26 protein-coding genes are annotated in these 22,385 nt (G+C 59.5%); 22 read left to right on the forward strand and 4 right to left on the reverse strand.

What is annotated here, in order from left to right; translation table 11 throughout:
• The first annotated feature begins 177 nt into the window (after nt 1–177).
• The 8 genes from QQS38_RS23540 to QQS38_RS23575 all read left to right on the forward strand — a co-directional run bounded on the left by QQS38_RS23540 (nt 178) and on the right by QQS38_RS23575 (nt 4,972).
• Nucleotides 178–690 carry an HORMA-1 domain-containing protein gene (locus QQS38_RS23540; RefSeq protein WP_479647758.1) on the forward strand — a complete coding sequence of 171 codons (513 nt, stop codon included), beginning with the start codon at nt 178–180 and terminating at the stop codon, nt 688–690.
• A complete protein-coding gene (locus tag QQS38_RS23545; protein WP_479647759.1) occupies nt 690–1,625 on the forward strand; it encodes an AAA family ATPase in 936 nt (311 codons plus the stop codon). Before QQS38_RS23540 ends, QQS38_RS23545 begins: the two co-directional genes overlap by 1 nt.
• On the forward strand, nt 1,622–2,350 hold the full coding sequence (locus tag QQS38_RS23550; protein ID WP_479647760.1) for a DUF6602 domain-containing protein: 729 nt from the start codon (nt 1,622–1,624) through the stop codon (nt 2,348–2,350). The genes QQS38_RS23545 and QQS38_RS23550 overlap by 4 nt, the downstream gene beginning before the upstream one ends.
• A 326-nt stretch (nt 2,351–2,676) precedes the next feature.
• Nucleotides 2,677–2,934, forward strand: coding sequence for a hypothetical protein (locus tag QQS38_RS23555; RefSeq protein WP_479647761.1), 258 nt, complete (start codon nt 2,677–2,679; stop codon nt 2,932–2,934).
• A gap of 214 nt (nt 2,935–3,148) precedes the next feature.
• Nucleotides 3,149–3,736, forward strand: a complete 588-nt coding sequence (locus QQS38_RS23560; protein WP_479647762.1) for a hypothetical protein — start codon at nt 3,149–3,151, stop codon at nt 3,734–3,736.
• 12 nt (nt 3,737–3,748) lie between these two features.
• Nucleotides 3,749–4,324 (forward strand): hypothetical protein, encoded by a 576-nt coding sequence (locus tag QQS38_RS23565; RefSeq protein ID WP_479647763.1) that lies wholly within the window; start codon nt 3,749–3,751, stop codon nt 4,322–4,324.
• The gene (locus QQS38_RS23570; RefSeq protein WP_479647764.1) at nt 4,314–4,748 is read left to right on the forward strand and encodes a hypothetical protein; all 435 of its coding nucleotides are present in this window, start codon (nt 4,314–4,316) and stop codon (nt 4,746–4,748) included. Before QQS38_RS23565 ends, QQS38_RS23570 begins: the two co-directional genes overlap by 11 nt.
• Before the next feature lie 14 nt (nt 4,749–4,762).
• A complete protein-coding gene (locus QQS38_RS23575; RefSeq protein ID WP_479647765.1) occupies nt 4,763–4,972 on the forward strand; it encodes a hypothetical protein in 210 nt (69 codons plus the stop codon).
• Nucleotides 4,973–5,181: 209 nt separating this feature from the next.
• On the opposite strand, the gene QQS38_RS23580 is transcribed toward QQS38_RS23575, so the two are convergent.
• A complete protein-coding gene (locus QQS38_RS23580) occupies nt 5,182–6,111 on the reverse strand; it encodes a LysR family transcriptional regulator (protein ID WP_479647766.1) in 930 nt (309 codons plus the stop codon).
• A gap of 154 nt (nt 6,112–6,265) precedes the next feature.
• On the opposite strand from QQS38_RS23580, the gene QQS38_RS23585 reads away from it, so the two are divergent.
• On the forward strand, nt 6,266–7,570 hold the full coding sequence (locus QQS38_RS23585) for an MFS transporter (RefSeq protein ID WP_479647841.1): 1,305 nt from the start codon (nt 6,266–6,268) through the stop codon (nt 7,568–7,570).
• Nucleotides 7,567–9,084, forward strand: a complete 1,518-nt coding sequence (locus QQS38_RS23590; protein ID WP_479647767.1) for a M81 family metallopeptidase — start codon at nt 7,567–7,569, stop codon at nt 9,082–9,084. The genes QQS38_RS23585 and QQS38_RS23590 overlap by 4 nt, the downstream gene beginning before the upstream one ends.
• A 486-nt stretch (nt 9,085–9,570) precedes the next feature.
• On the opposite strand, the gene QQS38_RS23595 is transcribed toward QQS38_RS23590, so the two are convergent.
• Nucleotides 9,571–9,843 carry an Arc family DNA-binding protein gene (locus QQS38_RS23595; protein WP_479647768.1) on the reverse strand — a complete coding sequence of 91 codons (273 nt, stop codon included), beginning with the start codon at nt 9,841–9,843 and terminating at the stop codon, nt 9,571–9,573.
• A 77-nt stretch (nt 9,844–9,920) separates the two neighbouring features.
• On the opposite strand from QQS38_RS23595, the gene QQS38_RS23600 reads away from it, so the two are divergent.
• The 10 genes from QQS38_RS23600 to QQS38_RS23645 all read left to right on the forward strand — a co-directional run bounded on the left by QQS38_RS23600 (nt 9,921) and on the right by QQS38_RS23645 (nt 19,905).
• On the forward strand, nt 9,921–10,115 hold the full coding sequence (locus QQS38_RS23600) for a hypothetical protein (protein ID WP_479647769.1): 195 nt from the start codon (nt 9,921–9,923) through the stop codon (nt 10,113–10,115).
• A 243-nt stretch (nt 10,116–10,358) separates the two neighbouring features.
• Entirely contained in the window at nt 10,359–11,261 is a 903-nt protein-coding gene (locus QQS38_RS23605) for a ParA family protein (protein ID WP_479647770.1), read from the forward strand.
• Nucleotides 11,262–11,281: 20 nt separating this feature from the next.
• Nucleotides 11,282–13,090, forward strand: a complete 1,809-nt coding sequence (locus QQS38_RS23610) for a chromosome partitioning protein ParB (protein WP_479647771.1) — start codon at nt 11,282–11,284, stop codon at nt 13,088–13,090.
• A 1-nt stretch (nt 13,091) separates the two neighbouring features.
• A complete protein-coding gene (locus QQS38_RS23615) occupies nt 13,092–13,712 on the forward strand; it encodes a hypothetical protein (RefSeq protein ID WP_479647772.1) in 621 nt (206 codons plus the stop codon).
• Between the two features lie 329 nt (nt 13,713–14,041).
• Nucleotides 14,042–14,503: a hypothetical protein gene (locus QQS38_RS23620; RefSeq protein WP_479647773.1), complete on the forward strand. Its 462-nt coding sequence runs from the start codon at nt 14,042–14,044 to the stop codon at nt 14,501–14,503.
• Between the two features lie 34 nt (nt 14,504–14,537).
• Complete coding sequence (locus QQS38_RS23625; protein WP_479647774.1) at nt 14,538–16,397, forward strand: hypothetical protein; 1,860 nt, start codon at nt 14,538–14,540, stop codon at nt 16,395–16,397.
• 16 nt (nt 16,398–16,413) lie between these two features.
• Nucleotides 16,414–17,448, forward strand: a complete 1,035-nt coding sequence (locus QQS38_RS23630) for a PFL_4669 family integrating conjugative element protein (protein WP_479647775.1) — start codon at nt 16,414–16,416, stop codon at nt 17,446–17,448.
• A gap of 1,024 nt (nt 17,449–18,472) precedes the next feature.
• A complete protein-coding gene (locus tag QQS38_RS23635) occupies nt 18,473–18,994 on the forward strand; it encodes a single-stranded DNA-binding protein (RefSeq protein WP_479647776.1) in 522 nt (173 codons plus the stop codon).
• A gap of 128 nt (nt 18,995–19,122) precedes the next feature.
• On the forward strand, nt 19,123–19,383 hold the full coding sequence (locus QQS38_RS23640; protein WP_479647777.1) for a hypothetical protein: 261 nt from the start codon (nt 19,123–19,125) through the stop codon (nt 19,381–19,383).
• Between the two features lie 9 nt (nt 19,384–19,392).
• Nucleotides 19,393–19,905 carry a hypothetical protein gene (locus QQS38_RS23645; protein ID WP_479647778.1) on the forward strand — a complete coding sequence of 171 codons (513 nt, stop codon included), beginning with the start codon at nt 19,393–19,395 and terminating at the stop codon, nt 19,903–19,905.
• Between the two features lie 86 nt (nt 19,906–19,991).
• Here QQS38_RS23645 and QQS38_RS23650 read toward each other — a convergent pair whose 3' ends face one another.
• On the reverse strand, nt 19,992–20,201 hold the full coding sequence (locus QQS38_RS23650) for a hypothetical protein (protein ID WP_479647779.1): 210 nt from the start codon (nt 20,199–20,201) through the stop codon (nt 19,992–19,994).
• Between the two features lie 98 nt (nt 20,202–20,299).
• On the opposite strand from QQS38_RS23650, the gene QQS38_RS23655 reads away from it, so the two are divergent.
• Nucleotides 20,300–20,830 carry a DUF1643 domain-containing protein gene (locus QQS38_RS23655; protein ID WP_479647780.1) on the forward strand — a complete coding sequence of 177 codons (531 nt, stop codon included), beginning with the start codon at nt 20,300–20,302 and terminating at the stop codon, nt 20,828–20,830.
• Complete coding sequence (locus QQS38_RS23660; RefSeq protein ID WP_479647781.1) at nt 20,827–21,063, forward strand: helix-turn-helix transcriptional regulator; 237 nt, start codon at nt 20,827–20,829, stop codon at nt 21,061–21,063. The genes QQS38_RS23655 and QQS38_RS23660 overlap by 4 nt, the downstream gene beginning before the upstream one ends.
• Nucleotides 21,064–21,191: 128 nt before the next feature.
• Here QQS38_RS23660 and QQS38_RS23665 read toward each other — a convergent pair whose 3' ends face one another.
• Nucleotides 21,192–22,295 carry a hypothetical protein gene (locus tag QQS38_RS23665; RefSeq protein ID WP_479647782.1) on the reverse strand — a complete coding sequence of 368 codons (1,104 nt, stop codon included), beginning with the start codon at nt 22,293–22,295 and terminating at the stop codon, nt 21,192–21,194.
• Nucleotides 22,296–22,385 lie beyond the last annotated feature (90 nt).

Raw genomic sequence — 22,385 nt, forward strand, 5'->3', positions numbered from 1 at the left:
AGCCGCTTGCCGCTGCGCCGTCGTTTGCGTCATCTCGCACCTCCCTCGTTACCCGGTAACCGTCGATATGAAACATGTTACCCGGTAACGGGGCCCCTTACGACGTGTGGCGGATCTAGCGCTTACACTACTGGCAGAAGGTCTTCGGTTCGGCATTCCAGGGATAAGGGAGGAACCATGTCCAGCTACACGTTCACCGAATCCGAAACTTTCACCGTCACGCATGCGCGGCATATGGCGGCAAAGATCTCCGCTGATCTCAAGCGCATGCAGCGCTTCTACGGCTATCCCAGCGACAGCGACATTGTCAACTACGAGAGCGAGGCGATCGAGCTGCTGAAGGCGGGATATTTCGGAACGCTCACGGTCGGCTTCCTGCGTGACGGCCAGTGGATCGAGCCGACGCTGCGTTATTCTGCGCGCGACCTCGCAGGCATGGCCGCGAATGACGATGACCCGGGGCGGGTGCTTCCGGGGCGCGACATTTCAGGCGCGACCTTCTACAACTACGTGACGTACTCGGCGGCTTGGGACGCGTTGTCGGAGAGCCAGAAGGACGCTTTCAAGCGCCAGATGCCGTTCTATCGTACAGGAAGGGTCCAGCCGACAGTGAACGGCTATTTGGTGGACGACAAGACCTACTCGGCCGGCGGCCGGGCACTCAACCGCGCAAGTGTGAGGACCTATTGATGCAAACCAGACCATCACTCGATGAGTTGTTTGAGCGTCGCCTGACGTTCCCAGATTTTGAACCGCAGGAGCGGCTTGCCCGACTGGTTGGCCTTGACGACCACAAAGAGCGCCTGAGCAAGATCCTCGGTCTGCTAGTGAATCCCGCAGGCCTCGAGGCTTGGGCCCAGAAGCATCACCCCAACGCGAAAGGGCTTCTGAAGCATGTGCTTCGTCGTCCGCCGCTCGTAGTACTGGCGGGCGATGTTGGTTCCGGCAAGACCGAGCTGGCCGAAACTATCGGGGACGCCGTCGCGCGACAGGAGAAGATCGAGATCACGCTATACCCGTTGAGCCTCTCGAGTCGCGGCCAAGGGAGGGTCGGGGAAATGACGCAGCTCCTGTCGGCGGCCTTCGACTACACGGTCGAGGCAGCAACCAAGCTGAAGGGGTCGACCGGCCGTTCGCGCGGGGCCATCATTCTCCTCGTCGACGAAGCTGACGCGCTTGCTCAGTCGCGTGAATCGGCGCAGATGCACCACGAGGATCGTGCCGGCGTAAACGCCTTTATCCGAGGCATCGACCGCCTGGCGAACGACCGGCTTCCGGCGGCCGTGATCATATGCACGAACCGGCTGAGTGCGCTTGACCCGGCTGTTAAGCGGCGGGCCGCCGAAATTCTGGCGTTCGAGCGGCCGAACGACGCGCAGCGTCATGCCGTGCTTGACGGAGCGCTGCATGGGCTTGGCCTGAGCGCGATGCACATCGAGGAACTGGTCGCCGCAACCGGAAAAGGGAAGGGGTACTACGGGTTCACATTCTCGGACCTGACGCAGCGCTTGCTTCCCGCCATCGTAATCGATGCATACCCGTCGCAAGGCGTCGAGGCCGCCCGCGCGCTCGAGATCGCAAGGCAGATGCAGCCGACGCCGCCCTTCGAGGAGAAGAAGTCATGAGCGGTTGGTCACTGCCTGTTTTGCTGGCAAGTTTGCACGACGATATTCAGCACCGTTTGCAGACCACGAGGAAGTCGTTTGGGCACCCCGACGCCAAAGGCGACGCGAGCGAGGTGGTTTGGCTCGAGCTGCTTAAGACCTATCTGCCGGAGCGCTACCGCGCCGACAAGGCATATGTGGTGGACAGCAAGGGCGCCTTCAGCGACCAGATCGATGTCGTGGTCTACGACCGGCAGTATTCGCCCTTTATCTTCCACTACCAGGGCGAGACGATCGTGCCGGCCGAAAGCGTTTACGCGATCTTCGAGGCGAAGCAAACGATCAATGCCAATTACGTGGCCTATGCGCGCAAGAAGGTCGCGTCGGTGCGCACGCTGCATCGCACGAGCCTGCCTATCCCTCACGCTGGCGGAACATATCCGCCCAAGCCCTTGATCCCGATCCTGGGTGGCATCTTGACCTTCGAGAGCGACTGGTCGCCCTGCTGTGGCGATCCGCTGTGGAAGGCGCTCGGAGACGGCAGCGTCGATGAAGATCGGCTGAACATCGGTTGCGTAGCAGCGCACGGCCACTTCGTTTGGGAGAACGACGCTCGCAAGTACGAGTTCACGAAAGAGGGCAAGCCGGCTACCGCGTTCCTGTTCAAGCTGATCTCAATGCTGCAGTTCAGCGGCACCGTTCCGATGATCGACGTGAATGCTTATGCGGAGTGGCTGACGAAGTAGCCGACGCAGCCGACCGTCCTACCTCGACGCGCTACGTCGGCTTGAGGTACGTGAGCGCTACCACCCGACGTGGACCCTTCGACGGTCGGTCCTCCTGTTCCCACGGGTGCTCGACTTGCGACGCAGCATTTTGCGGGCGCATCAACCAACAAATGCAGATATCCTTAAAATGCAGGCTCGGCTTCCCTCCATGGAATTGAGAATATTTCGGTCATCCGAATTGCTTGCAAGAGGCGGGGAATCGGCTCGACTGCCATATGACCGCTGAACTCTGGAAGAAATGGGAGCGCGGCGAACTTGTGAGCTAAATGGGAAAAGGAGAAGCCGTGTCGACGAAGAGAGATCCCGATCCGAGTGGCGAGATGATGCTTGTCGACTATTTCCATGAGTCGTCTAGCGGCCACTACGATAAAAGCAGGACCGTAAAGCTGCTGCCAGGCCACGGGAAATCGGTCGAGATGGACGTATTCACAGACGCAACCGACCAATATAAAGGTCCGAGAAGCGAGTCGAAAGCGCGCTGGACGATCGATCGCGAGAGGTTGATCGGACTAATTCAGCAGCACGGCGAACGGATCGGCTGAGGCAGAGGAAAACCGATGCCAGTGCGTGCGGAACTCGTGCGAACGGCACGACGAGAAGCGACAGAGGTTTCGCTGTTGGATTTGCTCAACCCAAACGACGCGGTAACCGCGGTGTTCAGCGATGTGGTCCCTGGGTGGCTACGTGATGAGTTGGCATGTGATGGCGTACAGATCTATCTTGATAAACGGGGTGCCTGGATACTGGCGCCGCTCGATGAGTAGGAAAACGGTTGGGGACGGGGTTATGGGGCAAGCTAAGCAACGACTGGCCGAGTGGGAAGCGTGGTATGCGACGTTGAGCGATTCGGAGCGAATCATCGCCGACGCCTCGCGTTTGTTGCACAAGCGCCTTACAAGGGGAGCAGGATACGTTCGCGCATGCTACTTCTTCGCGTTTCTGCTAAGGAAGTATCTTCGTGAAGAGAAGGGAGTCTCCGTATTGCCGATCGTCGGGTGGGCTTCCAACAACCATGCTTTATTCGGTCACGCATGGGCAGAGTTTTCCGGCAAGCGAATCGATCTCTCGTTGACACAAACGTCGGACGTGCGAGTAGCTCCGCCCGGAGATCTCGTGATTCTTGACCGAATCGCCCAGCCTGGGCAGATCTCCTATAACTACCATCCTGAAACTACAGACGAAATATTGGCGATCCTGCGACGGGATGGTGATGACGGGCGACGCCGGCTCGCAGTGTCTGAACAGATGCGCCAAATAGCAGTAGACGATGATGCGATTGATCGGTACTTTGACCAGGGCCCGCCTCAGTATCGGTATGAAGCGGTTCAAGCATTGATTCGATAGGAAAACAGCGACGTGGACGCTTTAGTCACGATTCTCAAATCGGTCACTGCGGACGAATTCAATAAAGTTGTTCTCGGAGTCGTCGCTCTCGTCGGTGTCATTGTCGGCCCGTGTATGCAGTGGCGGATTGCGAAGAAGCAAGCGCTCTTGCAGGATCAAATCGCGAAGCGGCAGGCAGCCGACAATATTTCGTCGAAGCGACAGATGTGGATCGATGAGCTTCGCAAAGAGGTGGCCGAATACCTTACGCTTTTTGCTAGGCTGGAAGAACTGCGTCGACCGGCAGCGGATCTTTCACAGGAAGATCAAAAGTTGCTTTTTGAAGAGTTCGCTGACGCCAACAAACGCGCGACAGAACTGGGCATTCGAATCAAGTTACGGCTCAACCCGAAAGAGGATGAGCACAACGAGTTCGTGCGCTTGCTGGGCGTTCTGGCCACTGTCTGCAAAGACCCACCGCGAAACGAAACCGAGGAGCAGAAGCGCGAAGCTCTAAAGCAATTTGGCGCGGCAAGGGACAACGTCATAGCGCACCTTCAGACGATCCTGAAGCACGAGTGGGAACGCGTGAAGAGAGGTGACTTATGACGAGCTTGCAGAAAAAGGGGGGGCGGCAATGACTGGTCAAGTGTGGGTAGACCACGAGAAACGGATACGGGGCACGCGAGGCTCGATGTTGGCGCTTTTGTTGGTTGCGGCGTTGCTTGGTGTTTTGCCCTTCCTGGAACCGCTCCGTCCAGTCGGCGAGACGTTGGGAACCTGGTGGCAAAGGGCCGGTGCGCCGATCGCTATTTTCGCGTTTCTCGCACAAAATAAAGCCCAGCACTTGGGGGCTCTAATCACGCCGGGTTCGTTTACCAGCCCGGAGATGGAGGCGTTACGGAAAGCGTACAGGCGTAGTCATCAACTTGGGATTTATGCGGCATCGACGCTAACGGTCGCCGGCACGGTGATATGGGGCTATGGGGACATTATCGTTCGATCGGTTAGCGGCTTCGTTGTGGCGCCATAGTTCGGAAAACGCGGATGAATAAATTTCAAGTCGGTGACAAAGTGCGGCAAAGAGGTAAGAAGCAAGTGATGACGGTAAAGGGGGAAGCGGGCGTAGGCACATCTTCGATGAGCGGAGGTTACTATGCCGCATCCCCCGGCATGGTGATTTGCGCTTGGACCAACAAGCGCGGAAGAACGATGCAAAAATCGTTTGTCGAACTCAGCCTCGAACTAGCACCGTAACTCGGAAAATGGAGAGCATAACGTTGGCGATCGATCACGCTTGCTCGCGCAAGGGTTGCAGAACCCGCCCCATCGATTTACATCGGGGCTAAACATTACGTCGTGGAGCATACTGGCTCTTCCAATGTTCCCAACGATGACGTCTCGGGATTAGGTGCGCGCTCGGCCGTCAGCGGCGCGAGCGATTTCGGTACGTGCGCGATCGCACGTTAAGCACGCAAACCCTCGGAGTCGGCCCCGCTTTTGAACACAGACATCCCAGATACAACATGCGATAGGCACGCATTCGTCGCCCGGGTCATAGGCCTGTCAGCTTTCACCAGCGCTCTCGCAAAGGCGTTCTGAAGCAGCGGCTGCGCGATCGGCAGCGCAACGAGTTCGCCGGCGCGAAGCTCATGAACCATCGCGAACTCCGTCAAAAACGCAATACCAGTACCGGCTCTGGCGAAACGTGTAAGCGCAAACAACGAATTCGCAACGAACGTCGGCTCGAGCCTGACGTTCTCCGCGTGCGCCGCGGTCCTCACCAACTGGCCGAGGCCAAACGCGTCAGGCATGATCGAAAATGGATACGCGATCGCCTCACGCATCTCGATGGGGCGCTTGATGTCCGCGAGCGGATGACCTGGCTGCACGGCAAGCATCACCGGCTGCCGCGTACTTGCACAGAACCGGATATCCGCCGTGATCGGCGGGTTATACGTCAGCCCGATATGCGCGATTTCTTCGACGACCTGCGTGACGACTTCATTCGCCGGACAAACGTGCAAGCTGACATCCACGCTCGGAAACGTTGCCAGGAAGTCGATCATCACTTCGTCCATTAGCGTTTCGATGAAGCCTTCGGTTACGGCAACGCGCACGCTTCCTTGAACGGCTCCATGTAGGCGATCGCGTAGATGCTCTCGCTGCAACTCGCAGGCTTGCACATATGCGGAAAGATGTCGTGCTGCTTCCGTAGGGGCGATGCCTCGCGCGGTCCGCTCGAAGAGCGCAGCGCCTAGATCCTCCTCAAGCAAGCGAACCTGCCGCGAAACGACAGAGGGGGATGTATTGAGCTCCGCGGCTGCGCTCCTCAGAGACTCGTGCTTGAGCACTTCCGAGAAATAGCGCATCCGTTTCCAGTTGATATTCCGCATAGAAAGCTGCGCTCCGCTTGAAGGGAGGTGTTGCTCGTTTGGTCAACGCGACCAGACCAAATTTAGTACCAGTCCGGCAAAAGTGCAGACAATAATGTGCCCATGCGCTTTGCGCTACAGCCTATCAACGTTGATTGGAGAGGAGGGCGCGATCATGCTGAATGCCGATCCAAGCGAGCTTGAGCGAGTGAGGCGGACCCTGTACCGCAGAATCGACATTCGAGTCTTGGCGTTGCTGACCGTTGCATACGGATTCGCATACCTAGATCGCATCAACATAGGTTTTGCCAAGCTGCAGATGCAGTCGGACTTAGGCTTCACGGATGCGGTGTACGGCCTCGGCGCCGGCATTTTCTTTCTCGGATATGTCGCTTTCGAAATCCCGTCGAACTTGCTGCTTCCTCGGCTTGGGGCACGTAAAACCTTCAGCCGGATCATGGTGCTTTGGGGGCTTGCGGCCGCATCGATGATTTTCGTCCACGATCGGCAAAGCTTTTATGCGCTTCGGTTACTGCTAGGAATATTCGAAGCTGGATTCGCTCCGGGCCTGATCTTCTACCTTTCCCGTTGGTACCCGCCGGCGCTTCGCGCGAGAACAATGGCGATAGTGCTGTGCGCGTCTCCGATCGCCGGGCTGATCGGCGGTCCGCTTTCCGGATGGGCTATGACGGCCCTCGGAGGGACAGCCGGCCTGCAAGGCTGGCAATGGCTTTTTCTCGTGGAGGGCGTGCCGACCATCGTTCTTGGCGTGATCACGTGGTTCTTCCTCTCGGATCGCCCGAGCGATGCGCATTGGCTAACCGAAGAACAGAGGACCATCCTAGCGGCGGACCTGAGTCGAGCGGGCAGTACGTCCCACCCTTCATTTCGTAAGGTACTCGTCGATTCGAAGATATACGGCATGGCCGCGGCGTACTTCTGCATGATCTGCGGCCTTTACGCAGTTGGATTTTGGTTGCCCAGCATCTTGAAGGCCGCCGGACGAACAGACGTCCTTGCGATTGGCCTCTTGTCGGCGATTCCGTACGCGGCGGCGATCGTGTCGATGTACTGGCTGGGGCGCCGCTCGGATCATCGTCGCGAGCGGCGCTTACATAGCGCGACGTCGTTGTTCTTCGGTGCATTGGCGTTCGCTGCCGTCGCTTTCGCGCAGGGGCGCTTTGCGATATCGCTTATCGCAATCACGTTTGCGACAGGCCTCGTCTATGCCGCTTACGCAGTATTTTGGGCGCTGGCGTCCGAATATCTCCGAGGCGACGTTGCGGCTGGAGGTATTGCCCTCGTCAATAGCATCGGTCTGTTCGGCGGTTTCCTGAGCCCGACGATCATTGGTTGGGTGAGCACCGCCACGGGCAATCTCCGAGGCGGCTTGCTGGTGATGGTGGCGATTCTCCTGACAGGCACCGCGATAGTCGCGATCGAGCGTCGACCGACGACACTACCGGCGAGTGCGTCATGAGGGTCATGGTTGCCGGTTTCCGGCACGAGACCAACACGTTCGCACTTTCGCGCGCGACATATGAGCGGTTTGTTCGCGGCGACGGTGGCCTGCCGATGAAGAGGGGCGTGCAGCTGTTCGAGCTTTGCGAAATGAACATCCCGGCCGGCGGCGCTATCTGCGCAGTGAAGGAATGCGGTCACAACGTGGTTCCCGTGGTTTGGGCGGAGGCGATCCCCTCCGCGTGCGTGACCAAAGACGCATACGAGCGGATTGTGACGGAGATCATTGACGCCGCACGTTGCGAACGCCCCGATGGGATCTACCTTGACCTGCACGGCGCCATGGTTGCCGAGCATTGCGAAGACGGCGAGGGAGAGCTGCTGCAGCGAATTCGAACGCAGGTGGGCGAAAGCGTGCCGGTTGTCGCATCGCTCGACCTCCACGCCAATGTCACAGAAAACATGTTGAGGGGGGCGGACGAGTTGCTTGCCTACCGGACATATCCGCACGTCGACATGGCCGAAACGGGATATCGAGCGGCGCGAGTTCTGTGCGAACTGATGAGCACGAATCGGCGCCCGCATTGTGAGGCCCGCCGGCTGCCGTTCCTCATTCCGATCAACGCGATGTGTACGCTGTTCGAGCCGGCACGTTCGGTGTTCGAACGCCTCAAGGGGATAGAAGCGGAGAGGAAGGTATCGCTTTCATTCGCCCCTGGTTTCCCTGCGGCTGACTTCCCCGGCTGCGGCCCCATGGTATGGGGCTACGGGGACGAAAAGAATCTGGTTGAGCGCTCGGTCGCGGATCTCTACGAACTCGCGATCTCGCGTGAGCACGAGTGGTCTGTGGCATTCCTGCAGGCCGACGAGGCGGTTAAGGAAGCCATGCGCATCGCTGCCTTTGCGAAGCGGCCGGTGGTGATCGCCGACACGCAAGACAATCCTGGAGCAGGCGGCGAGTCCAACACGACAGGGATGCTGCGAGCGCTCGTGAGTAACCGGGCGACTGGTGTGGCAATAGGTCTGATCCACGATCCGCAAGCGGCGCGCTTGGCTCACGATGCCGGAGTTGGGAGAACGATAACCTGCGAGTTGGGTGCGGCGTCAGGCGATCCATTCGGAGGCGTGTTCGTCATCGAGGCGCTATCCGAGGGACGCTGCGTACTCGATGGTCCAATGTTGAACGGCGTAACGATTGAGCTTGGCCCCGTCGCATGCCTGCGCATCGATGACATTCGAATCGTCGTCAGCTCGGCCGCGGCGCAAATGATCGATCGGAACCTGTATCGGATCGTCGGCATTGAACCCGAAGCGATGAAGATTTTGGTCAACAAGAGCTCCGTTCATTTCCGGGCCGATTTCCAGCCCATTGCTGAAGCTGTCCTTGTCGCAAAGTCGCCGGGGGCGGTAAAGGCGGATCCAGGCGACCTGCCTTGGACATCGCTCGCGGAAGGAATGCGTGTGAGACCTGGCGGCATGGCATTCACAAGGGCCATGCGTAGCGAATCAACAGACTCACGAGGAGGTGGTTGATGGCATGTTGACGGCGGAAGTTCGCGGTGGGAGCCCACGACGAGGCGTTTGCTTCGTGTCCGCTAAACACCGCGGCGATCGTCAGGTGGTCCGCGTTGACACCATTGCAGTGACATTGCTCGGCGGCGGCTCGCACTTGATTTCCAAGGTGATCCGTCTATGCTATGCAGGCATGGCAGCAGTCGGAGCACCGCGAGTGTTCCGGCAGTGCCAGACACGTAATGCGGTTCGGCTCCGTCCAACGTCTTCTTGGCGTTTTGGCGGCCGCAGGTCTAAACGACCCGGAGTGTTCTAGTGGGGCGTCAGCTCTCACCGATCTGCTAGGCGACATCGGATCAACCGATGGCAGCCAGTTCTCAAGGCAACGAGCGAGCGTAGTGATGGTGTTGCTCGCGAGCTTTTGTTCGATCGACCGCGGAAATGCGGCGGTGCCTACTGTTGCAAGTCACGAGCCTTAGTGGTCGCTGCTCGCGCTGTACAAGCATTTCATCGCTTGCGCGGCTGCGTCAGCTTCACCATGCGCTCGGCGATTGCATCGATCTCCTTCTGCGTCAGTACGTCGCCGAGCTTGGTGCTCGATAGGACACTGCGGATGTCTTGCAGCGGCTGCTGCGCTTCGGCCGGAGCTTCCGCAAAGGTTGATTCAAGCCGCATCACCAGTTCGGTGTTGAGAGAGCGATGCTGGAGCTCGGCCGCCTGCTTGAGTTTCAAGTAGAGCGCCTGCGGTAGACGGAACTGTGAGCGGTAGAGATCTTCCATGGATCGGTATTTGACACTGTCCCGTCACTGCCGTATAGTGACTAGCATGTCACTAAATAGTGACAAACGGAGGGTGAATGAAACCAACGGTGCGGTCCCAATATCGGCTACCCCGTGAGATCGACGACTGGCTTTGCGAACGGGCGAAGAAGTGCATCCGTTCCAAGAACGGGCAGCTGGTTGCCGAATTGCGATCGCTCATGTTGGCCGAGGTTAAAGATCGGCCGAGCGTGCAACCGCACAGCCATAACGAGAAAACGGTCGAAAGTTGATGGCCCCTTTTGGGGCGCAAGAGCGGTAGCTGGGAAGAGTGGCCGATATCGGTGCTGCGAACACCGATACCAGCCTAACCATGAAGTCGACCCTTAGGAGGCACTCACATGGCTAAACCCATTATACGAAAGCGTGATCTCTTCGGCATGCCGTCTGTGAGCGGTTAGACCCTCTGCGGACAGCATGCAGGTTTTTCTCCTGGTGACTTTGCGCATCGGGAGCGACCGGCAATGGAGACGCGCATGCCAACTGTCATTTCTTTCGTATCGACCAAGGGTGGGGTTGGAAAGACCACCCTAGCAGCGAATCTCGCCGGCATCCTTGCCGACTACGGGATGCGCGTGCTGGCGATCGACGCGGACATTCAGCCGAGTCTCTCGAAGTTCTATCCGCTTCTCGAGCAGGCGCCAAACGGTCTTCGCGCTGTCGTTATGCGGGGGGGAAACGTGCTGGAGGACTGCATCAGCCGAACGGTTCTGCCGAACCTCGACTTGGTCTATTCGGACACGCCAGATGGTTCGCTGCAGACCTGGCTGAAGGACCGGGAAGATCGGCTGATGATCCTGCGTCGCGCCATGGCTAGCCCGGTTGTACAGCCCTACAACGTCGTCGTCATCGACACGCAGGGCGCCGTGGGCGAATTGCAGAAGACTGCGGCGATGGCGGCCGATTACATGATTTCCCCCATCAAACCCGACACCTTGTCGGCTGGCGAGTTTTCGAGCGGAACGCTCGCAATGCTAGATGACCTCAATCGGCTCGCAGATTTTGGCGAGTCGTTCCAATCGGGAGATCTGTTTGCCCTGATCAACGCGCAAGAGCGAAACAACAACGCCCGCGCGCTGACGACCGTGATCCGCCAGAAATTTGCCGGCCACAAGAAAGTGCGTGTGCTGGAAACGGTCGTGCCTTCAGCGGCCGCATACGCTGCAGCGGCGACAGCACAAGTACCGGTCCATCGGCACGACCGAAGGCTGTCGATCGCGAACTGCGCGTGGCATGTCATGCATCGGCTCGTATGGGAACTATTCCCGACGCTTAACGACATCTACGTCGACGACGTATGCGCGGACAGCGTGACGGAGCCTGAAGACGCGCAGGTGAACGCGAACGACGACGTGTCTGCCGCGAGAGGTGCGCGATGACGGCTCCCTCGCGTACCAAGATGACTGCCGCGGATATTCAGGAGCTAACCAAGAAGCGGCTTGATCACGCTTCGGCGCGGCTCGAGGCCAAAGCGCCTGGATGGAACGCGAGCGAGGCCGGTGCTAATCAGTCGACGGGTTCATCGCCAGTGCTTACGTCGACTATTCGATTGAAAGTTACCGACGTCGCTACGTACGAGCGCAATCCTCGGCAGGCAACACACGAGCGAATTGTCGAGCTCAAAGAATCGATTCGCCTGAACGGAATCGAGCAGATCGTCACGGTGACCAAGCGCCCGAACACAGCTCGCTACGTGGTGGCGAAGGGGGGCAACACGCGGCTCTTGGCGGCACAAGCCTTGTACGATGAGACGAAGGATCCGGCGTTCTTGTACCGCGATTTTCTCGTCATCGATTATCCGGGTGAGGCGACGCTGCTCGCCGCGCACCTGCGGGAAAACGATCAGCGCGCCGACCTTTGCTTCTGGGACAAGGCGAAGGGCTACCTCGAGCTTAAGGCCGAGCTCGAACGCGAAGCCGGTGCGCCGCTTTCGCTCCGAGAGTTCTCAAGGATGCTCTCCGATGGAGGGACATCAATCGGGCACGTCCTGCTTTCGACGTTCAAATTCGCAGTTGATCGGCTGGATAGTCTGGGACCGGCTGCAGTCGTGTTGACCGGTCGTGATGTCGCCGCGCGCATTCAGCCCAGAATCGGCGCAATTACGCGTCTGGCTGTTAAGTTCGGGCGAGACGATGCGTGGGTGCAGGATCGTCTAATAGAGCCCGAGCTCGAACTTGCGAGAACAGCTTGGGAGCGGAAAGGGACGCTTGATGTTGACCGAATCGTTGAAGCGATTCACCAGCGCCTAGCGGAGGAGCTGCTGGTTACACGGGCGGGCCTTGAAACCATGCTTGGCGTTGCCGACAAAGTCCCGCAGGCCAGTGGTGTTGAGCTGCGCGCTACGGCGGTGCCGCAAAAGCAGAGCAAGTTGTTTTCGACGCAGCCATCGGGTAGCGGCACCGAGCCGGAACGCTTCACGCAAAGAGGTGCTGCTGCCATTGGCTCAAGTTCGCGGGTATCGCGGGAAGCGGAACGTGACCGGCCGATGCTCCCAGAGGCGCCAGGGCAAGGGGCCGCCGCTCCCGACACAGATGCAGGTCACGATGAGCAGCACGACATTGACCAACCACAGTCGGTATCTGGCGATGGCGGCCTCGAGCACGCGCACACGCCGATGCATCCCGCCACAGAGCGGCCGCTTGATGAGTCGCCTACACATGCTGGGCCTCGGTCCGGAACCATGGAGTCGGTGCAGGAGCGCCTGTGGGCAGCCCTCTCGCGATTTGTCGAGCACTGCGGGCTTACCAGATCTCTGCGTGCCGCGCCACCGCTTCCGTATGGGTTCATGGTCGAACCTCCGGACTTGCCCGAGGGCGCGCCGCTCGACCTGGCGGCGACGCGGGACGACAAGGCGCGCCACCGTTATCACGGCTGGTGGTGGCTTGCGAACCTATCGCAACAGAACACGCCCGCAGGCTTGGCCGTGGTTCCCGATGGGAGTTTCGCCCGGATCATCGAAACGGACGAATCGTGGGCTCGTGCCTGCGAGACCCATATCGGCGAGCCGTTGCTGCGTGACCGATTCGATCTCCTTGTGAGCGCGCTACTGAATCCCGATCACATTCCTGGGGGGCTCTTCTTTGAGGTACTTGCCGCGGCGCGGGCATTCCGCGATCGGCACCGATCGAGGTTTGTGGATCAATTCTGGCGGGAGCAAGGCGTCGGTGACGACGTCCTGCAGCTGCACTCCAAAGCGGTAGAGGAATGACATGAGCACGAATCTCAATTCATTGATTGGCGTGGGCTTGCAACGCGCGGTGCTGCACGAGTTGATGGAGTCCGCGCGGGATAAGCCGCCTGAACGGGTGACCGGGCGACCTGCAGCAAACCATGCGGTGCTCGACATCCCTGAAGCGGTCCGGGACGTGCTCGCGGACGCGCGTGCCGAGACAGTGATCCATCGGCTCCTGGCTATCAACGCGGTCCGCCTGCAACTGGACCTCAACTCGCTCGCGCAGGCGTGCGCCGGCATCAAGCGCCAGTGGTGGGAAGACTCGCTTTTGAATTACTTCGTCTGCGCGCGAGCCAGCTCGGCAATGGTCCAAATCTATTTTCGGCATGTCTCGCGCACGCGCGTCGAGAGACTGCGTCGCGAGCTGGGAGTCACGCCACCGGCAAAGCCGTCGGCGTTGAGTAATTCGGACCTTGCCAAAGTATTCGATATCTGGAGCGAGCTCAGTCGGCGGCACCTTGATGAGCGCGAGCGCTATGTCGAGCTTCATCGCGGCTGTGAAGGGCGTCATACGCTTGCGACGTTATTCGCAGCCATACGAATCGGAGACGAAGAGGCCACGCACTGGAGGTGCGCAGATGCAACGCAATCAACGTAGGGACGCGCAGCGTAATCCGCGGTCCGAGTGCGGCCGCGCGGAGCCACATAAGGATCTGCTCGAGCTAGCACGGGACTGCGGTATGACCGTGACGCTCGATGCGTGCATCGGTAGGGAGCGATACGAGAGTGTCACGGGCTCTTGTGACGCATTGCAGCGATTCGCTCTGGCCTATCGGCAGTTGGTCGCTCGGCGACCGGAACAGCAAATCGGGCGAGGGCTGCTCGAGCGGTGGGCGAAGGCATGTGAGCAGGGCCACGGAGACGAGGTCGCGAACGCGATTCGTACTTGGCTCGACGGCGACGAGTTTGACGGTGTGGATGCCCGTTATGACGACTGAGGTGACCGAAATGGCTTGGGATATGCGCTTGGATCCGTTCGGAAATCTGCTGCCGGGTAAGTCGTGGGATGACCCGCCCGGAATGGACCCCGGCGAACAGGAATATTTGCTCGCAGTCATTGATCGGCCGATCGCGATTCATCGCTGCCTCGCAGAGGTGGCCGGTGATCTATCCGCCGGGGCGATGTTGACTGAGCTGTCCGCGCTTGAGCAGGAGCGCGGATGCGACTGGCTCGACGTGGACGAAGCGGAGTGGACGCAGCGGCTAGGTCTTTCGCCGGCGCAGCAACATACAACCCGGCGAAAGTTGGTGCGGCTTGGCTTCCTCGAAGAAAAGCGATTTGGCACCGTCGCTCGGGTTCATTTTCGCCTCGTTTGGGCGGCGTTGGACGCAGCGCTCAGGCGCCAATCCAAGGAGCGCATTACGCATCAAGGCGTGAGCAATCACTAGTAGCTGTTGTCCGTCATCGGAGAGGTGACCAGCGATGAGCGGTGGATATCGCGACGCGTTCAATCGAGCGATTGCCTTACTTAAGGCGCATCGCCCGATTGCATTTGCCCTTCGGCTTAGCCAGATCACCGGCCACCCGAAGGACGCGCTGCTGCTCTCGCAACTTGTGTATTGGACCCGCCGCGGGCGCGACGTCGAAAAGACGCTCGGCTGGATTCACAAGACCCGCACGGCCTGGCAGGTCGAAACGGCGCTCACGCGTGAAGAGCAAGAAAACGCCCGTCGACGGCTACGCCGGATGCGGCTGATCGAGGAGCACCGAGGCGGCCAGCCCGCTAGGCTCTTTTATCGCCTCGATACGGTGACGTTGTCTGCCGAGCTCGACAGGGTAACCGCAGGGCGCATGCCAATTCAGCTGTCGCTCGAGTTCATGCGAAACCACGACTTCGCGATGCGCGAGGTGCTGGGTCCAACGATGGCTTTTCACCGGGTGTTGGTCGACGTCACCGGTGGCGTCAATGCCGCGCTGTTGCTTTCGCGAATGATTCAGCTCCAGCGCTATGCGTTGGAGTCGGACGAGCTCTGGTTCACCGTGACAGCGCGAGAGTGGAAACGCGACTTGGGGCTCAATCGTCGACAGCTCGAAAACGCGAAACATAGGCTCCGCGAGCTTGGTGTCATCAAGGAGATTCAAGTTCACCGTCGCTGCAAGCGCCTATATAGCCAGATAGAACCGCATTGCTTGCTAGTGTCCCTCGAGCCTGCGATCGGCCGCCATTTGGGCGGCGGAGCGCGGAGCGTCGTGAAAGGAGTGCGCGACGTCGCGGCTCCCTATAAGCCTGCGTGTAACGAGTCATCGATAGTCGAGACCGACACTGTTCGGCGTCTGAACACACGTGACGACGGCGGATCACGGCGAGAATTCAGCAAGAGCAGTGCGCAAAACCCGCCAACCGGAACACCCCTCGGCCAGCCGGCTGTTGGCGGAAAAGATACACGTCAGTCGGCGGGTTTCGTACATGGCGGTAGGCGACTTTCGTGCATTCCCAACGCGCGCACGTATACGACTACGAGTACGAAAACCCCTACGACTACTACCGAGGGGCTCGCACGGAGCCGAGGCGCTGGAACGCCTACGGCGAGGTGGACTGCGGACGAAAAACGGACGGACGAGGAGAGCAGGGCGGCGCTTGGGGGAATCGACACGCTCCGAGCGGGGCCAAGGCTGCATGAGCATTCGCCTGTTCAGATGCTGAACACGGCCGGGGTCGGGGACGGTTCGCTCAGATCGCGGTTCGAGCCGGAATCTGAGCACGTGTCGCTCGAGTGGCCCGAGTTCGTTACCGCAGCTGAACGCATGGCGATCATGCGCCAGCTTGACCACGTGCCCCTAGTCGATCGCCAGCTTTTAGTCGACGAGATGGCTGGTAGCCATCGTGACCGGGTAGTTCGTCATCCGGTGGCCTACATAGCCGCACTGCTGTTGCGCTACCGCACGGACACATTTGTCCCTAGCAAGGCATTTCGTGAGCGCGAACGCCGCGAGCGCGCGAGATTGACTGCAGAGCAGGCGCTCGAACAAGAAGCGCGTTTCATGGCGGGGCTCGCACACGTACACGACACTACGGGCGAGGCGCGCCTCGACACGTCGCACGCCAAGTGCAGTTCCTCTGGTACGGAACCATGCGAGGGAAGGGCGGCACTATCGAGCGTGCTCGAAGATCTCCGCCGACGCTGGTTGCCCACCCACAGCCCAACAATTCATGCGCGGTCTCAGGGTCCATCCCGACCACCTATCCACGTTAACCCCTCGACGGTCGACGCTTCACCAAGCCGACTCGTTCATGGACCCGGAGGCCAAGATGGCTGCTCTGTCCCGCCCGAAACTCGATAGCGCCGACGTTAAACGTTTGGCTGACTCTACGGACGCCGTTGCCGGCGTTTCTCGCAACGGCGTCACACCGGACGATGTTGTCGATCTAGACGCCGAACGCATGGTTCTTTCCGAACTTATCGAATCCGACAATCCCGATCCGGCGCACCCGCTCTTTTCGCGCTACCAGCGATATATGGAACGATGCGAGGCGCTTGAGCGAGAGCGGGGGCTACACCTGCTGCGTCAAGAGGCCGACGTGTCCGTGGCGCTGTCGGACGCGGCGAAGCTGTCTCGGATGGGTCAGCTTTCGAGCGACGGCGGCGATCGCATGCGGTTACACACTCGGGATGCGATGCGGCTCTTTCTCGGACGGGTGCCGAAGCCGGGCGAGAAGGGCTATGCGATGGCCGGCGGTAAGCGGGTCGCAGCGGCGCTGCGAGCGTTGTGGTCGCTCTCGGCGAACGACAATCCATACGCAGACTGGGCATTGGTAGAAGTGGGCGATCGGATCTCTGCACTACGCCAGACGATAGAGTCCGAGCAGCGCCACGCGCTCGCAGGGCTCGATGCAATGCGGCAGAAAGGACTCGATTACACCATCTTGCAGTCGCGCGATCCGGCTGAAGTGGCTCTCGGCTTTGCTTCGCCGTATGGCTACATGATTGCGGGGCTGCTTGTCGAGGTCGACTTCCTCGTTCGCGTCATCAAGTCAGCGGTGCTTAGAGATTTGATCGGTTCGGAGAACGGGCGCGAGCGCGTTCAGCGCGTGAAGCATAAGTGTTTGTCAGTCTTTCATTTTGCCGTTCGCTGGCAGAACGTCTTGAGCCGGCCTGAGTTCGCGAAGCTTTCCCGTTTGGATTTGCTGCCGAACGCGGCCGGCCAATCGACGCAGCGAGCGGAAGCGCTATCTGCGCTGTTGGGACCTGTGCCGCAAGAAATCTTGTCGTTGGAGAAACAACCGCGACATAGCAAGCGACGCCTGCCGCAAGTGTCAGACGCGGAACTGAAACTGTTGTCGGGCGTGCCACTCTCGGAAACAGCGGGGGCGCTCGTGGCGCTTGTGCAATGACTCGGGCGTATGACGCATCCGCTGCAGGCAAGTCCTTCAATGTATCCGGGAAGGCATCACATGCCGGGAATCGGTGGCTCGTTGCTCGTGCGTCAATCTTCGATCGCGATGATGCGGCGACTGAGACGACAGGGGCGCGGCAATGTCTCCGCACCTGCGGCAATTCGTTGGTCAGGACGGCGGACACCTTGGCGGGTGTCTCAAAGGCCTTAAGGGTAAGGGGCATGCGTGGCACCCAATGCAACGGCGGTCACAGGCTGGACGGCTTAAAGACTGTGCTCGAAGGTATGCGTGGGCTGATGGAGCGAAGCGGCATGGCACCGATAGGCGATACGGGGGCGGAACCGGGGGATGCGGTTTTGTGGGACATCCGGCAACTCACAGGTCGCGCCGCATTTCGGTTGCTACTGATGCGTTATCGCGCAATGGCTAACCAAGCCGGAACCGAAATGAGGCTGCTCGCAAACGATGTCGACGCGGCAGCGTTGCCCGCTACTTTGCAAGTGAGGAAGATGCGATTGGGAAGCGGGGCGTTGCGTCTACGGCTTTTCTGGCGTGTGCGGGGCGACGCGCGCGTGGCATCGTTTGAGCGCGTGCGCCAATTCATGGAAGGTACGCCACCGTCGGTCGTCCAGTACGTCGAGAAATGCCAAGCGAGAGCATTGGAGCTGAACGCGACCGAGGCGATCTTTCGCTATGCCGCGACGCAAATTGAGTCGTTCCTAAGCCGTGGTTCAGTTAGGCCGGTCGAGAATGCCGGGCTGGCGCGGCCTACGAAACGCGTGCGTGGCCCAGCTTAACTCACGATGCCAACTGCGAGGGACTGTTCAGACTCTGAACAGTCATTAGAAGAGAGAAAGCCGTCCGCTGTGGACGGCGACCCAGCGCGGACCGACTCCAGGGCCAACTGCGGTCGTGGTGCTGCTTACATTCCGATGAGCAGCCCGGTCGCGAGATTGAGGTGGGGTGACTGAATATGGGTATCTACGCAGAGCTCGTCGGCAACGTTTTGTCGTCGCCGACGATGAAGCAGGTCAATACGCCGAGCGGCGCCAAGCGCATTGTCGAACTACGCGTCATGTCGGCGATGTACCGAAAACTCGAAGATGGCACGCTCGAACAGAAAGACGACAAGACGTTTCCTGTCGATGTGACCGTATGGAACGAACCGCACACCGAGCGTGTGATGCAGCACATCAAGACCGGGGCGAGTGTCGTCGTGAAGGGAGATCTGTACGTGAATCCGTGGATCACTCGGGAAAACGAACCACAGTCAGGCATACATATCGATGCGGACTCGATTGCACTCAATCTCGTACGTGTTGAGCAGGTTGTCTTTCAGGCTCGGCAGCATCGTGGGGAGGATTCCGTCGAAACGGCTTCGGAGCCAAATGAAGCAGTTGGCCCGACGGACGTCGACGCCGATTCTCGTGGGGAGCCGGCGGCTATTACGGCTGGGTCTCACGCTTCTCGCCCCGACAGGGCACGGCGGCGTCCGCCTGCAGGATCACAGGGTGACGAGCTTTCGGAAGCGGTATCGAGTTAGGTCAAAGCCGAGGCAAGCCAGTAACGCGGGGAGCGCGTCAATGGGGCACTTGCTGGTAAGTGGTAGGAGCCCACGGTAATAGTCTGCAGGCGCGGCGTCGATGATCGCCCGCCTGCAAGGAGTTCGTCATGCAAGAAATGAAGTCGTTGTTGCCTTGTCCGACATCGAACGAGCTGCAAACGCTACATACGCTCGTGGCCGATACGGTGTCCACGGCTGTCGCGATCGGCAGCGCACGCGAACATTTTCTCGGCTGGGAGGTGCAGGTATGGACCAGCGAGAGCCGTCTCATGCGGCGCGCGCACCTGCGCATTTTGTATCGCAACGCTTTGTGGCAGCAATCCGATTGGATTTTGGATTGGCCGCGCTCGAGCGGCACCTTGCATTGAGGTGACGACATGAGACGGATCTTGTACTGGCTGACCGGATTTTTGCCGTGCCGAATCATTGGGGAGGACGGCAAGCCTTACCTTGAGCGCTACTACGTCCTCACGGCTTTAGGAGTTCGGGTCTATCTGCATCGGTTTCTCGCCAGCGATCCCGACCGCGGATATCACGATCACCCGTGGCCGTGGGCCATATCGATCGTGCTCGCGGGGTGGTATTGGGAGCGCAGACGAGGCCGGGCGCATGCTGTTCGATGGGTAAACGTTCTGACGGGCGATACGTTCCATCGTGTGGAATTACCGGCGCCGCCGGCTCGGCAGGCCGATGGGCGCGCCTGCGTCTGGACACTGTTCGTACATCGTGCGGTTGATGCCAAGGAGTGGGGCTTTATTCGCGACGTTGGGCCTGCCAGCATGCTCTATACGCCATGTAGCTTTCCTCGCGCCGACCGCGAAACGCGTGCGAGCGCATGGTTCAAGCAGGTGCCGCGCGGGCGGCAGGAGCCTCGGAGGGCGCCGCTATGAGATCAAGGAACCGAAGCGACGAGCCGAGTGTCAAGCGGCGCGCCAGCTGGTGCAACAACACGCTGCGTGCGCTGGACGCGCGCAGGTCAGGCTTTGCGCGACAGCCAGTCCTCGGCGAACTTCTTCGCGTGCGCGATCGCCGCGTCCTCTGTCTCGAAATCCCCCAGAGTCCGGTACGACGCCTCGGGGTAAAAGCCGACCTTCGTGAAAACGACTCGAGCGGCGAATTTGCCTTGCTCAGTCAGGCGGGGGGCGCAGTTCGCTTCGTAGCCGCGCAGCATGAATACAGCTTTCATTGCATCGTCAAGTGTGTCAGACGGCGAGATCGTAGCACGGCGCACCAGCATCGACTCACGGTTGGGCTACTTTCAGTGTGTGGATCTGGGAGGATGCCATGCAACAGCTGATTACCCGCGAGCTTACGGAGGAGCGTGGATGCATTTTGAGCGCCGACGGGGTCTACCGGTATCGCCTTTGGCGCGTCTGGGACACATCGCTTCCGACGCTGGCTTTTGTCATGCTCAATCCCTCGACGGCTGATCATCTGACGGACGACCCGACGGTCAGGCGCTGCATATCGCGTGCATGCTGCGGGAAGTTCGGGCGGCTCGAGGTAGTCAATCTCTTTGCTCTCCGGACCATGAAGCCTAATGAACTACTCACACATTCGAATCCGATCGGCGTGCGCGAAGAGGCCGATCGTGCGATCCGCGAGTCAACGAGCTGCGCGGACGCTGTCATCTGCGCGTGGGGCGCTCATCCATCCGCGCACAAGCGGGCTGAGGCAGTGGCGGCGCTCATGCGCGGCGCCGCGGAGCAAGGCAAGCTCTTTCATCTCGGACTGAACAAGGACGGTAGCCCGAAGCATCCGCTTTACGTTGCCGCAGGGGTGCAACCCGAGCCTTTTGAATGGAGTGTGCGATGAAGGCTATCGGAATCAAGCAGGTCGCGGAGAAGGTTAACCTGGGCCAATCGACCATCTATCGCATGATCAGCAAAGGCCGGTTTCCTAGGCCGTTTTCGCTCGGAAGTAATCGGACGGCGTGGATCGAGAGCGACATCGATGACTGGCTTGCGGATAAGGCCGGGAAGCCAAGACCATCACCAGGTGATTCGCTCTCGCCCGATGACGAGGTCGTGCGGGAAGATGTTGTCTAAAATTGGAGACGGGCGCGTCTGTTCCCGCGGCGCCTCGATGGCAATCGGGTGTCGACACACGAGCTCTAAACGCATCGTATGCGGCTGCAACTTCTTTGTTTGCAGTCGGGATGTTCCAATCCATGGCGTCACCACGGCGTTCGTTCGGATTGGCCGTTCCAAATTGTTCCGTGCAAGAATGTATCCCGCTCGTGCGCATTGGTTAGCGGGAACCGTGCATATTGAGTATGCGCCATCAAATGCAGCTCATCGGCCCATTTGCGCTTTAGCTCGTCGGTTTCAAGTCGATCGCCGCGCAGCGCATCAGGAGCGAAAAAATCCGAGAGCTCAAGCGGTGCAGCATAGGGTGAGCATAGTCGGGAGCGGACGTTGCTAGATGCGATCTCAACGATTAGCCCCGTGATGTCTTGCGTTAAGAGATTTTTCAGGATGGTCAACTTGCGTTTTGCCGAGAAGTCGCTGGCCTTCACCAGTACGTTATATAACGGCTGGAAGTGACGAATCAGTCCCGCCTCTACCAGTGAGACGATTGCGTGGCGATTCAATTTGATCCTGCCTAGCCGTTCCATGTGCTGATGCTCTTCTTCGGCTGTCGCAGTCGGGATGGCGTTCATGTCGCCTCCCGTACTTCCAATAATTCGAAGATGCTCGAAGCGATACAGTAACAGTAAGATCTCGCGGTCGGGATGGAATGTCGCTCCTTCCGCCAAGATGCGCTGTAACGTCGAATGGTTCAATAGCCGATCCACTGCGGTGCGGTTTCCTGTCTTGCCGATACCCTGACCGACATACAGTACTTCCAAATCGCGATTCTCTTGGGGCAAATCAGTGTGTGCTGACGCGACGATGACATGTGCAGCCAGTGGTAGGTGCCCACTTTCGGTGACAATCCACACGTGCGTTCCACATTCTGCGACGGCGACATCATCGATGGTCCTGTTTCCGATGCGGTCCGGTGTGATCTCGAATGCAAAAGGGAAGCGCGCCACGCCGTTTGAGCTCCGAACGATAAAATTTCCTGATAAGACGTTGCCGTTGAGCGAGAACCGCGACGGATCGATCAGGATACGTCGGCGGCCGGCGATCACGTAGATGTTGCAGTTGGCAATGGCCTCGCGCACCGCGGGATTGTCCCGAACTAGATACAGGTCTGCGGGAGTGACTACGGTCGGAAGGCTGGAGTAGATGTGTACCGCGCCCTCGGACACATATTGACGTCGGGTGGACTTCATTTCGCGGCTCTCAGTCAACAAGTGTTTTCCTAGAAGATCCATCTACGACCGGCCCCGACCTTTCGCCCGTGAAGCTCAGCCGCGGGGGGC

This window comes from Trinickia sp. Z7 (assembly GCF_056498045.1).

Bases quoted from the DNA above. Each gene is read 5' to 3' on its own strand.
- QQS38_RS23540 (WP_479647758.1), top strand. From the start codon at position 178: ATGTCCAGCTACACGTTCACCGAATCCGAAACTTTCACCGTCACGCAT.
- QQS38_RS23545 (WP_479647759.1), top strand. From the start codon at position 690: ATGCAAACCAGACCATCACTCGATGAGTTGTTTGAGCGTCGCCTGACG.
- QQS38_RS23550 (WP_479647760.1), top strand. From the start codon at position 1,622: ATGAGCGGTTGGTCACTGCCTGTTTTGCTGGCAAGTTTGCACGACGAT.
- QQS38_RS23560 (WP_479647762.1), top strand. From the start codon at position 3,149: ATGAGTAGGAAAACGGTTGGGGACGGGGTTATGGGGCAAGCTAAGCAA.
- QQS38_RS23575 (WP_479647765.1), top strand. From the start codon at position 4,763: ATGAATAAATTTCAAGTCGGTGACAAAGTGCGGCAAAGAGGTAAGAAG.
- QQS38_RS23580 (WP_479647766.1), bottom strand. From the start codon at position 6,111: ATGCGGAATATCAACTGGAAACGGATGCGCTATTTCTCGGAAGTGCTC.
- QQS38_RS23585 (WP_479647841.1), top strand. From the start codon at position 6,266: ATGCTGAATGCCGATCCAAGCGAGCTTGAGCGAGTGAGGCGGACCCTG.
- QQS38_RS23590 (WP_479647767.1), top strand. From the start codon at position 7,567: ATGAGGGTCATGGTTGCCGGTTTCCGGCACGAGACCAACACGTTCGCA.
- QQS38_RS23595 (WP_479647768.1), bottom strand. From the start codon at position 9,843: ATGGAAGATCTCTACCGCTCACAGTTCCGTCTACCGCAGGCGCTCTAC.
- QQS38_RS23600 (WP_479647769.1), top strand. From the start codon at position 9,921: ATGAAACCAACGGTGCGGTCCCAATATCGGCTACCCCGTGAGATCGAC.
- QQS38_RS23605 (WP_479647770.1), top strand. From the start codon at position 10,359: ATGCCAACTGTCATTTCTTTCGTATCGACCAAGGGTGGGGTTGGAAAG.
- QQS38_RS23610 (WP_479647771.1), top strand. From the start codon at position 11,282: ATGACTGCCGCGGATATTCAGGAGCTAACCAAGAAGCGGCTTGATCAC.
- QQS38_RS23615 (WP_479647772.1), top strand. From the start codon at position 13,092: ATGAGCACGAATCTCAATTCATTGATTGGCGTGGGCTTGCAACGCGCG.
- QQS38_RS23620 (WP_479647773.1), top strand. From the start codon at position 14,042: ATGACGACTGAGGTGACCGAAATGGCTTGGGATATGCGCTTGGATCCG.
- QQS38_RS23625 (WP_479647774.1), top strand. From the start codon at position 14,538: ATGAGCGGTGGATATCGCGACGCGTTCAATCGAGCGATTGCCTTACTT.
- QQS38_RS23635 (WP_479647776.1), top strand. From the start codon at position 18,473: ATGAAGCAGGTCAATACGCCGAGCGGCGCCAAGCGCATTGTCGAACTA.
- QQS38_RS23640 (WP_479647777.1), top strand. From the start codon at position 19,123: ATGCAAGAAATGAAGTCGTTGTTGCCTTGTCCGACATCGAACGAGCTG.
- QQS38_RS23645 (WP_479647778.1), top strand. From the start codon at position 19,393: ATGAGACGGATCTTGTACTGGCTGACCGGATTTTTGCCGTGCCGAATC.
- QQS38_RS23650 (WP_479647779.1), bottom strand. From the start codon at position 20,201: ATGAAAGCTGTATTCATGCTGCGCGGCTACGAAGCGAACTGCGCCCCC.
- QQS38_RS23655 (WP_479647780.1), top strand. From the start codon at position 20,300: ATGCAACAGCTGATTACCCGCGAGCTTACGGAGGAGCGTGGATGCATT.
- QQS38_RS23660 (WP_479647781.1), top strand. From the start codon at position 20,827: ATGAAGGCTATCGGAATCAAGCAGGTCGCGGAGAAGGTTAACCTGGGC.
- QQS38_RS23665 (WP_479647782.1), bottom strand. From the start codon at position 22,295: ATGAAGTCCACCCGACGTCAATATGTGTCCGAGGGCGCGGTACACATC.